We start from the raw sequence: 13257 nt of genomic DNA, 5'->3' as shown, positions 1-13257 counted from the left end.
CAGGACGCCGCTATTCCGGCGGCGTCCACTGGTACAGCGCCGATGTGGTGATGTCCCGGAAGCCGCACCGGCGCAGGATGGGCGCGCTGTGCGCCGACGCGTCGACGTGCAGCAGCCGGTAGCCACGGGCGACCGCCTCCCGGGCCCGGATGGCGAGCATCGCCCGGTAGAGGCCCCGCCCCCGCCATTCCGGCAGGGTCGTGCCGCCGAGCAGCGCGACGAAGTCGGTGCCGGTGTGGCGGACCGCCCAGGCCGTGCAGGCGAGCCGGTCGCCGGCCTCGGCAACCAGAACCGTGATCTGGCCGGGATCCGCCGACACCCGGGCGATGAGATCGGCCGCGACCCAGGAGCAGTCGAAGCCCCACACCTCGGTCTGCTGATCGCCGATGCGGCGCAGGTCTTCCGCCGCACTGACCTGCCGCACCACGACGCCCTCGGGCAGGACCGGTGCGGCGGCCACCTCCGCGGCCACCTCCTCGGCGAGGCCGAGCAGCACCGCCGACGGCTGCTGCGGTTCGAAACCGGCCGCGACCAGACGCTCGGGAAGGTCCGCAGGCAGGTCGTGTGCCCGTAGTTTCCACTCGACGGCCTGTCCACGAGCCCGGAAGTAGTCCCGCTGGCGGGCGATCAGACGGTCCAGCGCGGCGCCGGTGACGCCGACGTCGCGCGGCGCCCGGATCCGTCCCATGTGCGCGCCGACGATCCGGAGGAGCGGTCCGTCGTGTTCGTAGGTCACGCCGGTCGGGACGGTGCGGGGCGGCATGCGCATCTGTTCGTCGTAGGCGGCCAGGAGGGCTGCGGTATCGACCATGGTCACATGGTGCCCGACTTCGCGGCCACGCTTGCACCTCACGTGGCGTCAGGCCGCATAGTCGGTCGCATGGCAGAGCACCTGACCGTGGGACGCGTGGCCGAGCTGACCGGCGTGAGTGTCCGGACGTTGCACCACTACGACGAGATCGGGCTCATGCGGCCGTCCGCACGGACCTCGGCCGGCCACCGGGCCTACTCGACGGCCGACGTGGAGCGGCTGCGGGAGGTGCTCGCCTACCGGCGGCTGGGCTTCGGGTTGCGGGAGATCGCCGATCTGGTCGACGACCCGGCGACCGACGCGGTCGCGCGTCTGCGCCGGCTGCGCGGCCTGCTGCTGGAGCAGCGCGACCGCGCTGCCGCCATGGTCACGGCGATAGACGAGGAACTGGGGGCGCGGGCGATGGGCATCAGGACGACACCGGAGGAGCAGCTGAGAATGGTGGGCGCGCAGTTGTACGAGACCATCGGGTCGGCGTACCCGGCGACGCGGCGCACCGAGCCGCGGATCGCCGCGCGGGTCTGGGAGGCGCTCGGCGACGCCCGGACGGTGCTCAACGTCGGGGCCGGCACCGGCTCCTACGAGCCTGCGGACCGCGAGGTCACCGCGGTGGAACCGTCGGCGGTCATGCGGGCCTGGCGTGGTCCGGACGCGGCGCCGTGCGTGGCCGCCGGCGCGGAGAGCCTGCCGTTCGCGGACCAGTCCTTCGATGCGGCGATGGCGTTCAGCACCGTCCATCACTGGCACGACCCGGTCGCCGGGCTGCGCGAGATGCGCCGGGTGGCCCGCCGCGTGGTGGTGTTCACCCACGACGCGAGCGACACCGGCTGGCGGCGCCGGTTCTGGCTCACCCGCGACTACCTGCCCGAGGTCGCCGGCCTCGTCGCCGGCCGGCCCTCGGCGGACGAGCTGGCCCGGGCGATCGGGGGCCGCCTGGAGCCGGTGCTGATCCCGTGGGACTGCGCCGACGGCTTCCTCGAGGCCTATTGGCGCCGGCCCGAGGCATACCTGAACGATGCGGTACGCCGTGCGGTCTCGGTGTGGACCCGGGTCGGACCGGAGGCCGAGCAGCGGGCGGTGCACACCCTCCGTGACGACCTGTCCTCCGGGCGGTGGGCCGAACGCAACCGCGAACTCGCCGCCCTCGACGCGGCCGAGCTCGGCCTCCGGCTGCTCGTGGCCTGACCCCGGCGCAGCGGCGCCCGCTGGGCACGCCATCGAGCGGCGCGGTCACCCCGCGTCCGGGACCCGGATCTTGTCGAGCAGCGCCGGCAGATCGCGCATGTCGTCGAAGACGGTCGTGCCGGGGCCGTCGAGCCGGTCGGCGGCGGTGAGTCCGCCCGCGTAGGCCAGGCACCGCATGCCCGCGGCCCGAGCCGCCTGCACCCCGTACCGGCTGTCCTCCACCACCACGCATGCCTGCGGCGGTACGCCCATCCGTGCCGCGGCGTGCCGGAACAGGTCGGGGGCCGGCTTGCCGCGGGAGACTTCGGTGGCGCTGAAGATCCGGCCGGCGAAGCGCTGGTACAGACCGGTACGGCCCAGGGTGTGCCGCAACTTCGCATGCGTACCGCTGGAGGCCACACACGTCGGAACGGTGATCCGGTCCAACGCCTCCACGACACCGTCCACCGCGACCAGTTCGGCGTCCACAGCCTGCTGGAGTTCGGATTCGAACCGCTCGGTCCAGGTCGCCGCCGCCTCATCGCCGAGTCGCGCTGCGATGATCTCGGCGATGGACGCGTGGGACCTGGAGATGAAACGATCGATCACCTCGGCCGCTGTCAAAGGCCAGCCCAGCTCCGCGACGAGGGCCACGTTGACGCGGACCGCGATCCGTTCGCTGTCGACCAGCACGCCGTCGCAATCGAAGATGACGAGACCCCACCCGTTGATCATCACGTCAGCGTAATGACAGACATCAACGTGCGGTGCCGGCCGCCGCCGCGGATGTCAGGCCGCGCTCACCGGCCGGCGTGCAGGTGCACCAGGACGACCGGGGCCTCCTGGCCGGGCCAGCACGCGGTGAGCACCCCGTCGTCCGACGGGTCGACGGCGATCAGGGGGAGGCGGTGCACGGTGAGCGTCACGGCCCCGGCGGTGACCACGGTCGGGTCGCCGTCGGCGTGGGCGGTGACCGGCCCGGCGGGCTCGGACGCGGCGCCGCTGCCGGTCAGCTTGAGGTCGGTGTCGCGGACCTCGCCGTCCTCGAACTCCTCGGCCGCCTCGTGCCCGGCCGACCGGATCACGTCGACCACCTGCGCGAGATAGACCGGGTCGCCGGTCGCGTCGTAGACCCAGCGCCGGCCGAGCGCGGAGTGCTCCATGAACCCGATCAGGAAGTCGTCGCCACCCGGCAGCGGGGCGCCCCGGTAGGTGAGCGGGACGTGCAGCGCCGGCCCCTCCCCCGCGCGGACCAGCAGGACCTCGACGCCCACCTCGCCGGCCGGGTCGTCGAAACGGCCGGCGGCCACCCGGGTCAGGGTGGGCTCGGCGGGCCCGTCGAACCAGGACCGGGTGGGCAGCCAGGCGGCGAGCAGCTCGAGCTTCGTCGGGGTGATCGTCGCCTTGTGGATGAGAGCCATGACCGGCAGCGTAGTCGTGCTGGCGGGCCGGCACGCGCGCGCACCGGCCCGCCGTCGCGGGTGGCGCCGTCCCCCGTTGCGGATGCGCCTGCCCGTGGTGTCGGCTGTCAGGCGGGAAGCCCGCCCACCTGCGTGTTCACCCAGGCACGGATGGACGACAGGTCGCCGTAGATGGACGGCGCGGTCGCACACGTCGAGCTGTTGTTGCCGGCCCGGCTGGTGACGCCGATCAGGGCCCAGCGGCCGCTGACCTGCCGGACCTGCGGGCCGCCGGAGTCGCCGTAGCAGGCGCCGGCGTTGCCGTTGGTGTTGTTGGTGCAGATCTCGTACGCGGCGTCGATGCCGGCGCAGCGGCTGTCCGCCACGATCGACGTGTTCAGTTCGTTGGCGACGCGCGGTGCGGAGCCGCAGCCGCGCTGCGGGCAGGTCTGCCCCCAGCCGATGATCCGGGTGGCGGTGCCGGTCGCGCCCGACGCCGTGGGGATCGGCGCGGGGGCGTGGGTGACCGAGGAGGCGAGTTCGAGCAGCTTCACGTCGATCCGCGGGTGGTTCACGGCCCGGCGTACGGCGACGACCGTGCCGCCGCTGCTGCGGTCGACGCTGCCGACCCGTACCGATGCGGGTGTCGGGCAGTGTTTGGCGGTGACCGCCCAGTTCGCCTTGATCAGCGAGCCGGTGCAGCCGGAGACATAGACCATGAAGGAGTAGTTCTGGGTGGCCGGCTGACCGCCGACGACCATCGTGGTGGGGGGCGGCTCCGACGGGTCGGCCGCGGCCGCGGCGGCCGGCGCGAACATGCCGGCGACGGCCACGGCGGCAGCGAGGAGGAACCGAGCAGGGGTACGCATACGGTAGGCCCTTCTGGCGTACGTGGGGGAAGGGGGCGGTTGCCCGGCCCGACGGTAGCCAGAAAGTTACGCTTGTCGATACATCCCAAGCGGGGCCTATCGCGGGAGGATGGGGGGACGGGCAGGCTTGCCGGCGGTGCGGGCCTGCCCGTACCCCTTCCTCGTCTAGAGCCCCATGTCCTTCGCGATGATCATCTTCATCACCTCGGAGGTGCCGCCGTAGATCCGGTTGACCCGGTTGTCGGCGTAGAGGCGGGCGATCGGGTACTCGTTGATGAAGCCGTAGCCGCCGTGCAGCTGCAGGCAGCGGTCGATGACGCGGTGCGCCACCTCGGTGCAGAACAGCTTCGCCGACGCCGCCTCGGCGGCGGTCAGCTCGCCCGCGTCGAGAGCCTCGAGCGCCCGGTCGGCGACCGCCTGCGCGGCGTCCACCTCGGCCTGGCAGGCGGCCAGCTCGAACTTGGTGTTCTGGAACGAGGCGACGGCCTGGCCGAAGACCTTGCGCTCCTGCACGTACTGCTTGGCGAACCGGACGGCCGCGGCGGCCTGCGCGTAGGCGCCGTACGCGATCGACAGCCGCTCCTTCGGCAGGTTCTTGCCCAGGTAGGAGAAGCCCTTGTTCTCCTCGCCGAGCAGGTCCTCGACCGGGACCTTGACGTCGACGAACGCCAGCTCGGCGGTGTCCGACGTCTTCAGGCCCAGCTTGTCCAGCTTGCGGCCCACCGAGTAGCCGGGCGACTTGGTGTCGACCACCAGCAGCGAGATGCCGAACCGGCGGTCGTCGGGCTTGGGCGGCGACGTCCGGGCGCAGACGATCACCTTGTCGGCGAGGACGCCGCCGGTGATGAAGGTCTTGGCGCCGTTCAGCACGTAGTGGCTGCCGTCCGCGGAGAGCTTGGCGGTGGTGCTCATGCCGGCCAGGTCGCTGCCGGTGCCGGGCTCGGTCATCGCGATCGCGTACATCGCCTCGCCGGAGACGAAGTCGGGCAGCCAGCGGCGCTTCTGCTCGTCGGTGGCGAGCTGCAGCAGGTACGGCAGGCAGAGCGCCACGTGGGCACCGGACGCGCCGAACGAGACACCGGCCCGGGTCGTCTCCTCGGTCTGGATCGCGGCGAACTTGAACGAGTCGATGCCGGCGCCGCCGTACTCCTCGGGCACCTCGATGCCGAAGAGACCGAGCTCGGCGAGTTTCTTGTAGAGGTCGCGCGGTACCTCACCGGCGGCGAACCACTGATCGTAATAGGGCACTACCTCGGCCTCGATGAACTCCCGCAGGGTCTGGCGGAAAGCCTCGTGGTCCTCGGTGAAGACGGTGCGGCGCATGTCGTTCCAATCGCTCTAGAGACGGCGTCCGCCGTCGACGTAGACGGTCTGTCCGGTGATGAAGGACGCCGCGTCACTGGCCAGGAACGCGACGACCCCGGCGATGTCCGCCGGCCGCCCGACCCGGCGCAGCGGCGTGATCTCGGCCGCCTTGGCCTGCATGTCCGCGGCGGACACACCGACCCGGGCGGCGGTCGCGTCGGTCATCTCGGTGACGATGAAGCCGGGCGCGACGGCGTTCACATTGATGCCGAACGGTCCCAGCTCCATGGCGAGGGTACGCGTGAGTCCCTGGATCCCGGCCTTCGCCGCGGAGTAGTTGGCCTGCCCCCGGTTGCCCAGCGCCGACACGCTCGACGTGTTGACGATCTTCCCGGAGCGCTGCGGGACCATGTGCCGCTGCGCCGCCCGGCTGCACAGAAAGGCGCCGCGCAGGTGCACGTTCATCACGATGTCCCAGTCCGACGAGGACATCTTGTGCAGCAGGTTGTCCCGCAGCACGCCGGCGTTGTTGACCAGCACGTCGACGCTGCCCAGCTCGGCCGCGACCTTGTCGACGACCGCGTCCACCTGTGCTTCGTCGGCGACGTCGCAGCCGTAGGCCACGGCCGTGCCGCCGGCCCCCTTGATCTTCTCGACCACCTCGCCGCACGCGTCCGGATCGAGATCGAGTACGGCGACGGCCGCGCCCTCCTCGGCGAAACGCAGCGCGGTCGCGGCGCCGATGCCGCGCGCAGCCCCGGTGACGATGGCAACCCGCATTGGTGACCCCCTGTCAGAACGCGCTGATTCCGGTCAGCGCACGGCCGATGAGCAATTTCTGGATCTGGCTGGTGCCCTCGTAGAGGGTGGTGACGCGGGCGTCGCGCATGGCCTTGCCGACCGGGAACTCGTCGACGTAGCCGTAGCCGCCGAACACCTGGATCGCCTGGTTGGCGGCCTTGACCGCGGACTCGGTGGCGAACAGTTTGGCCATCGACGCCTCGGTGCCGAACCGCAGGCCCCGGTCGACCAGATCGGCCGCCCGCCAGACGAGCAGCCGGGCGGCGTCGGTCTCCACCGCCATGTCGGCGAGCATCTCCTGGACCAGCTGGTAGGAGGCGATCGGCTTGCCGAACTGGGTGCGCTCCCGCGCGTAGGCGACGGCCGCCTCGAGGCATCCGCGGGCGAGCCCGACGGAGCCGGACGCGACGGCGATCCGGCCCTTGTCCAGCGCCGCCATCGCGATCTTGAAGCCGCTGCCGAGGTCGCCGAGCCGGTCCGCGTCGCTCACCCGCACCCCGTCGAAGGTGATCTCGGCGGTCGCCTGGCCGCGCAGGCCGAGCTTCCCCTTGATCTCGCGCCGGGCCAGGCCCGGCGCGTCCGCGGGCACCAGGAAGGCGGTGATCCCTTTCGGTCCGGGCCCTCCGGTACGCGCGAACACCAGCACCACGCCCGCCCACGTGCCGTTCGTGATGAAGATCTTCTCGCCACTGATCACCCAGTCGTCGCCGTCGCGCACCGCCCGGGTGGTAAGCGATCCGGCGTCGGAGCCGGTGCCGGGCTCGGTGAGACCGAAACAGCCCAGGGTCTCCCCCGTGCAGAGCGGCGGCAGCCACCGCTGCTTCTGCTCCTGCGTGCCGTAGGACTGGATGCTCTTCGCGACCAGGCCGAGCGAGACCGAGACGATGCCGCGTACCGAGGTGTCGCCGCGGCCGAGCTCCTCCATCATCAGGATGTAGGAGAGGAAGTCACCGCCCGAGCCGCCGAACTCCTCGGCGATCCCGAGGCCGAGAAAGCCCAGCTCCCCGAGCTTGCCGACGATCTTCAGGTCGACCTGCTCGGCACGGTCCCACTCGGTGACGTGCGGGACGACCTCACGGTCCACCCACTCGCGGGCGAGGTCCCGGAACTGTTCCTGCTCCTGGGTCAGGCCGAGGTCCACAGAAACTCCTAAAACTAACGCTGTCAGGTTTCTCGACGGGTGCTAACTTAACACCGTTAGGCACCACCGCGAAAGGACCTCACATGCCCCGGCCGACCACGCCCCTGCTGAGCCAGGCCGGCATCCGGGCGGCCGCCCTGGAGATCATCGACCGGGACGGGCTGGACGGGCTGAGCATGCGCAAGCTCGCGACCGCGCTCGGGGTCAGCGCGCCGGCGCTCTACTTCCACTACCCGACCAAGGAACAGCTGCTCGACGACGTGGCCGGCGAGATCATGGAGAAGGTGGACGTCAGCGCGTTCGCGTCCGGCTGGCGCGAGGGGTTGCTCAGCTGGGCCCGGTCCTACCGGGCGGCGCTGGCCGAGCATCCGAACATCGTGCCGTTCCTGGCCCGCGGCCCCGGCCAGCGCGACGCGTCCCTGCGCCGCGCCGACGCGATCCACGGCGGCCTGGTCGGCGCGGGCTGGCCGGCCCGAGAGGCCACGATGATCGGCGCCTCGACCAAGTACCTGGTCGTCGGCGCCGCGATGGGTTCGTTCTCCCGCGGTTTCGTCGACGACGTGCAGGTCTACCTGAACCGGTACCCGGCCCTCGTCGACGCGCACCGGCTGCGCGAACACGCCGACGCCGTGGACCGGGACAGCTTCGAGTTCGCGCTCACCATGTTCGTCGACGGACTTGCCGCACGCCTCGCGCAAGCCAGGCAGGCGAGCGTCGCGCCGTCACGCGACCGGACCTGAGGATGCCTCGGCCGCCGCGGCCGGCCGGGTGTCTCGCGGAAGACCCCGGTACTGCCGAGGCCGCGACCCTTCCGGCCGACCCCGGCCTCACCCCGCTCACCCCGGCCCGAGCGTGTAGTTCCAGGCCGGTGGCCCGTCCGGCGGCGCCATCGGGGTGGCGACGGGACCGGTGCCGGTCATCACCCGCAGCTCGACCTCGTGGGAGTCGCACGCACTCCCGGCTCGCTGCACCATCACGGTGGAGCGGATCAGCTCCGCGACCCGGACCCACCGCATGGTGATCGGCGGGAGGTAGCAGACCGAGATGGTCAGGCCGGTGTCCGCGGCGAGCCCGGTCACCGCCCGGCGCCACACCCGGCTGCCGCTGGCCCAGACGGTCGCGTCGGGCACCAACAACAACTGACCGTGCGTCGCCGGCTGCTGATCCCACCAGACTCGGATGGCGCTCATCGTCAGCGCCACCGTCGCGTCGTCGGAGCCGGGGTCGTTCACGTCGATGACCCGGGCGGCCCCGGCCGACAGCGGTAACGACGGATCGAGTGCGCCGGCCTCCCGGTCATGCCGCTCACGCGTGACGCTGACGGCCAGCACCGGAAGATGGGCCGCGCGCCACCGGCCGACGTAGTCGTTGACCCGGCGAAGTTGCTCGTCGCGGTCGGGCCGGCCGTCGCGCGGCGCCGAGCGGGAGCCGGAGGAGAGCCGGAAGCCGTTCTGCCGCAGCAGCTTCGCCACCGACCACGCGGAGATCCGGTGGCCGTGGTCCTGCAACTCGGCGGCGATCGCCCGGGTCGACAGCGGAGTCCATTGCAGTTGTGGCAGGTCATCCGCGTTCGGCTCCATCAGTCCCAGCAGGGCGGGCAGCACGTCCGGATCGGTCTCGGTGAGGCTCTTGCGCCCGCCTCCGGGCCGGCGGAGGTTGCCGGTGTGGCCGTTGCCGCCGTGCAGCTCGGCGATGCCCTTGGTGACGGTGCGCGGATGCACCCCCACCGCCTGGGCGACCCGGCGGGCTCCGTCCTGCCCGAGTGACACCGCTCGCGCCGCCAGCACCAACCGGCGCTGCCGCTCGTCCAGATGCGGCTCGATGACACGGAACTCAGCAATGAAACTCTCCGGCACCTCGGACGTCACCGCCCGAGCACCCCCCCTGACGAATACCACCAGAACACCATACGGGGCGACGTATAACGCATTGATCGACTTATTTTCTCGCAGGAGCCCGCGGCGTACGTCTCCCACGTCGATGTGCTGCGGTCGGTCACAGCTATGACAGTGGCGCTGGTAAATGTCCCATTGTCTGTGACATCGACCGCGTGCTACTTGCTTGGGGGTTGGCCTGACGGGGGGCCGGCGATGCTCGGCGGGGAGGGCGTTCGTGTTGTCCACAAACGACCATGAGGCTTGGCCGTTGCTGTCCGCGCAGTCGGGCGTGTGGCTGTCGCAGACGCTGGGTTCCGACGGCGCTCACGACAGCATCAGCGACCGCATCGATCTCTTCGGCGCCGTCGACGCCGACGCGATGGCGGAGGCACACCGGCGGGTCGAGGCCGAGGCGGAGGCACTACGCCTGCGGTTCACGGCCACTCCCGAAGGCCCGGTGCATCATGTGGACGGCTCCGCGGCCACCCCGCTGCGGTTCGTGGACGTCAGCGCGGAAGCCGACCCGGAGGCGGCCGCCACCCGGTGGATGGAGGCCGACACCAGAGCGCCGGTGGACGTCTTCGGGCACGAACTGTGCGGCGCGGCGCTGATCCGGCTCGCCGCCGACCACTTCGTCCTCTACCGCCGCGTGCACCACCTCGCCGTCGACGGCTGGAGTCTGGCCGCCCTGCACCGGCGCACCGCCGAGTGGTACACCGCCCTGGTGGCCGCGTCGGCCGATGCGGCGGAGCCCGCCGGACGCCCCTTCCCGCCATACCGTGTTCTCGTCGACGCCGAAGCGGCCTACCACCGCGGTCCACGTCTCGAGCAGGACCAGCTCTTCTGGTCCCAGCGGCTGCGTGACCTGCCGGAGCCGGTCCGCCTGTCCGGCCGGCGGTACCAGCGCTCCGGCGTGGTGCTGCGGCAACGGGCCGAGATCCCGGTCGACCTGCTGGCCCGGCTGCACGCCACGGCGGCCCGGCTGGGCGTCGGCTGGTCCGAGCTGGCCGTCGCGCTGGTCAGCGCGTACGTGCTGCGCATGGCCGGCGCCGACGAGCTGGTCGTGGGCGTCCCGGTGACCGGCCGGATCAGCCGTGCCGAGCGGGCGACTCCGGGCATGACCGCGAACGGCATGCCGTTGTGCGTGCGCCTGACCGACGGCCAACGACTCGGGGACTTCGTCACCCGGGCCGCCGGCCGCCTGCGGGAGTCCCTGTTGCACAGCCGGTACCCGACCACTCGCATGATCACCGACCTCGACCTCACCGGCACCGGGCGTGCGCTGTGGGGTCCGATCGTCAACGTGATGGGCTCCGGCGCGGAGCTGGACTTCGCCGGGCTCGACCACCGGCTGCGGACCCTGTCGAAGCCCGACATCGAGGACTTCAGCGCGATCTTCTTCGACCTGCCCGGTGGCAGCACGGAATTGATCGTGGACGCCGACGCGGGTGGCTACTCGCCGGCGGAACTCGCCGGGCACCTGCGTCGCCTGCTGTTCTTCCTGGAGGGGGCCGCCACGGCCACCCCGGACACCGCGGTCGCCGACCTGCCCCTGGTCGAGCCGGCCGAGCGGCGTCGCCTGCTCGAGCTGGGCGCCGGCCCGATCCACGACGTCCCGGACATCGGCGTACACCAGATGGTCGAGGAGTGGGCCGACCGTACCCCGGAGGCGCCGGCGTTGCGGTGGCAGGGCGGCACTGTCACGTACCGCGAGCTGGACGAGCGGGCGAACCGGCTGGCACGCCTGCTGATCGGCCGGGCGGTGGGCCCGGGCCGGACGGTCGGCCTGGCCATGCCGCGATGCCCGGAGCTGGTGATCGCGGCGCTCGCGGTGCTCAAGACGGGAGCGGCGTTCCTCTCCGTCGACACCGCGTACCCCCCGTCGCGGATCGACTTCATGGTCACCGACGCCGAGGTGTCCGTGCTGCTGGTGTGTGAGGAGACCGCCACGGTCGCGGCCACGGTCACCGACCGCCTCGTGGTGGACGCGGCCGGCACCGCCACGGCCTGCGCGTCCGAGTCCGCGGACCGGCCGACCGATGCGGAGCGGACCGCACCCTTCTCGCCCCGCCTGCCGGCGTACCTGATCTACACCTCCGGCTCCACCGGCACGCCGAAGGCGGTCGAGGTCTCGCACCGCGGCGTCGTCAACGTGACCGAAGCGATGCGTGACCGGCTCGGACCGGGACCGGGCCGGCGGACCCTGCAGTTCGCCTCCCCCAGCTTCGACGCCTTCGTCGGCGAGATGACCCAGTCGATCTTCCTCGGCGGCACCCTGGTCGGGGCGCCGGCCCAGCGGCTCGCGCCCGGCGCGGACCTCGCCGGGCTTCTGCGCGAGGAGCGGGTCAACGACCTGGTCCTGGTGCCGTCCGTGCTGTCCACGATGGCCACCTCGGACGTGCCGGCCGACGCCACGATCTCCATCGTCGGGGAGGCCGCCTCGGCTCAGGTGATCGAGGGGTTCGCACCGGTGTGCCGGCTGATCAACGGCTACGGTCCCACCGAGTGCACCATCTCCACCTCGATGAGCGAGCCGCTCACACCGGACGACGCCACCGCACCGCCGATCGGCACCCCGTTGCGCAACGTCCGGGTGTACGTGCTGGATCAGGCACGCCGGCTGGCGCCGAGGGGAGCGGTGGGCGAGTTGTACATCGGCGGCGCCGGGGTCTCCCTGGGATACCGCAACCGCCGGGAACTGACCGCGGAACGCTTCGTGCCGGACCCGTTCGCTCCGCCCGGGACCGGCGACGAGGCGCGGATGTACCGCAGCGGGGACCTGGTCCGGTGGGACGCCGGCGGCCGCCTCGTCTTCGTCGGCCGCGACGACGGCCAGGCAAAACTCAACGGGCTTCGGATCGAGCTCGGCGAGGTGGAGGCGGCTCTGCTCGGCCTGCCGGGGGTGGCTCGCGCCGCGGCGACGGTGCACGAGGACCCCACCGGGGAACGGCGGCTGCTCGGCTACGTGGTGCCTGTCGCGGGCAGCCGGCCGGATCCGGCCGACCTGCGCCGCCGGCTCGCCACCGAGCTGCCGGGCCACCTGGTGCCCCAGCTCGTCGGCGTGCTCGACGACCTTCCGCTCAGCCGCAGCGGCAAGCTGGATCGCCGGGCCCTGCCCGACCTGCGCGGCGGCAGCGGGCTCGCTTCGCCGCCGGCACCGCGCGGTCCGGTTCAGGAGGCGGTCGCCGCGGCGTTCTGCGAGATCCTCCAGGTCCCCTCGGTGACGTTGGCGGACAACTTCTTCGACCTGGGTGGTCACTCGCTGTCGGCGACTCGCCTGGTCGGCCGGCTGCGCAGCCGGTTCGGGGTCCGCCTGGCCGTCCGTGAGATCGTCCAGAAGCTGACCGTCGAGGCGGTCGCCGAGCAGGTCGCCGCCGCGGTCGGGGACGACTGGGGTACCGAACCGCTGGTGCCCCTGCGGCCGACCGGCGACGCCGACCCGCTGTTCTGCGTCGCCCCCTCGGGAACCGACCCCTGGGCGTTCCTGCGCCTGGCCACCCATGTGCCGGACCGGCCGCTGTACGGCCTGCGCGCCCCGGCCGCGGACGGGACCGACCCGGTCACCGCGTCCGCGGACCTGGTGCGTGCCGTCCGACCGTCCGGGCCCTGTCACTTCCTGGGCGTCGGTGACGGCGCGGCACTGGCCCGGCGGATCGCCGCCGCGGTGCTCGCCGACCACCGCGACCCCGGTCTGCTGGTGCTGGTGGCCGACCCGGGCACCGACAACCCACCGGAGGCACCCGAGGCGATCACTGTCAGCGAGGAGCAGCTGGGCGCGGGTCCGGACGGAGTGTTCGACCCGGAGCCCCTGGCACACCTCGGCAAGCTGCTCCGGAGCAGGTGGGAAGGAGCGGACGCGAGCGCCTCGGAGAGTCGATGATGTTCGGCT

The 13257-nt window shown here is 72.1% G+C and carries 11 protein-coding genes; 3 read left to right on the top strand and 8 right to left on the bottom strand.

What is annotated here, in order from left to right; all coding sequences use genetic code 11:
- Positions 1-10: 10 nt before the first annotated feature.
- Positions 11-811, bottom strand: coding sequence for a GNAT family N-acetyltransferase (locus LPA41_RS35030; protein ID WP_229075542.1), 801 nt, complete (start codon positions 809-811; stop codon positions 11-13).
- A 69-nt stretch (positions 812-880) separates the two neighbouring features.
- Between LPA41_RS35030 and LPA41_RS35025 the strand changes: the two genes are divergently transcribed.
- Complete coding sequence (locus tag LPA41_RS35025) at positions 881-1996, top strand: MerR family transcriptional regulator (RefSeq protein WP_229075541.1); 1116 nt, start codon at positions 881-883, stop codon at positions 1994-1996.
- A 45-nt stretch (positions 1997-2041) separates the two neighbouring features.
- Here LPA41_RS35025 and LPA41_RS35020 read toward each other — a convergent pair whose 3' ends face one another.
- From LPA41_RS35020 to LPA41_RS34995, 6 genes are all read right to left on the bottom strand, one after another.
- A complete protein-coding gene (locus tag LPA41_RS35020; RefSeq protein ID WP_229075540.1) occupies positions 2042-2710 on the bottom strand; it encodes an HAD family phosphatase in 669 nt (222 codons plus the stop codon).
- 65 nt (positions 2711-2775) lie between these two features.
- Positions 2776-3396, bottom strand: coding sequence for a hypothetical protein (locus LPA41_RS35015; protein ID WP_229075539.1), 621 nt, complete (start codon positions 3394-3396; stop codon positions 2776-2778).
- A gap of 107 nt (positions 3397-3503) precedes the next feature.
- Positions 3504-4193, bottom strand: a complete 690-nt coding sequence (locus LPA41_RS35010) for a trypsin-like serine protease (RefSeq protein WP_374238247.1) — start codon at positions 4191-4193, stop codon at positions 3504-3506.
- Positions 4194-4409: 216 nt separating this feature from the next.
- A complete protein-coding gene (locus tag LPA41_RS35005; protein ID WP_229075537.1) occupies positions 4410-5567 on the bottom strand; it encodes an acyl-CoA dehydrogenase family protein in 1158 nt (385 codons plus the stop codon).
- A gap of 15 nt (positions 5568-5582) precedes the next feature.
- Positions 5583-6329: a 3-oxoacyl-ACP reductase FabG gene (gene fabG, locus LPA41_RS35000; RefSeq protein WP_229075536.1), complete on the bottom strand. Its 747-nt coding sequence runs from the start codon at positions 6327-6329 to the stop codon at positions 5583-5585.
- Positions 6330-6342: 13 nt separating this feature from the next.
- Entirely contained in the window at positions 6343-7491 is a 1149-nt protein-coding gene (locus LPA41_RS34995; RefSeq protein WP_229075535.1) for an acyl-CoA dehydrogenase family protein, read from the bottom strand.
- Between the two features lie 83 nt (positions 7492-7574).
- Here LPA41_RS34995 and LPA41_RS34990 point away from each other — a divergent pair, with 83 nt between their 5' ends.
- The gene (locus LPA41_RS34990; protein WP_229075534.1) at positions 7575-8231 is read left to right on the top strand and encodes a TetR/AcrR family transcriptional regulator; all 657 of its coding nucleotides are present in this window, start codon (positions 7575-7577) and stop codon (positions 8229-8231) included.
- A gap of 96 nt (positions 8232-8327) precedes the next feature.
- Here the strand turns inward: LPA41_RS34990 and LPA41_RS34985 are convergent, their stop codons facing one another.
- A complete protein-coding gene (locus LPA41_RS34985; RefSeq protein WP_229075533.1) occupies positions 8328-9389 on the bottom strand; it encodes a hypothetical protein in 1062 nt (353 codons plus the stop codon).
- Between the two features lie 214 nt (positions 9390-9603).
- Between LPA41_RS34985 and LPA41_RS34980 the strand changes: the two genes are divergently transcribed.
- Entirely contained in the window at positions 9604-13248 is a 3645-nt protein-coding gene (locus LPA41_RS34980; RefSeq protein ID WP_229075532.1) for a non-ribosomal peptide synthetase, read from the top strand.
- Positions 13249-13257 lie beyond the last annotated feature (9 nt).

This window comes from Actinoplanes sp. DH11 (genome assembly GCF_020873875.1).
GTDB lineage: Bacteria > Actinomycetota > Actinomycetes > Mycobacteriales > Micromonosporaceae > Actinoplanes.
The sequence above is the reverse complement of the archived record's forward strand: the minus strand, read 5'-3'. Positions and strand labels throughout refer to the sequence as shown.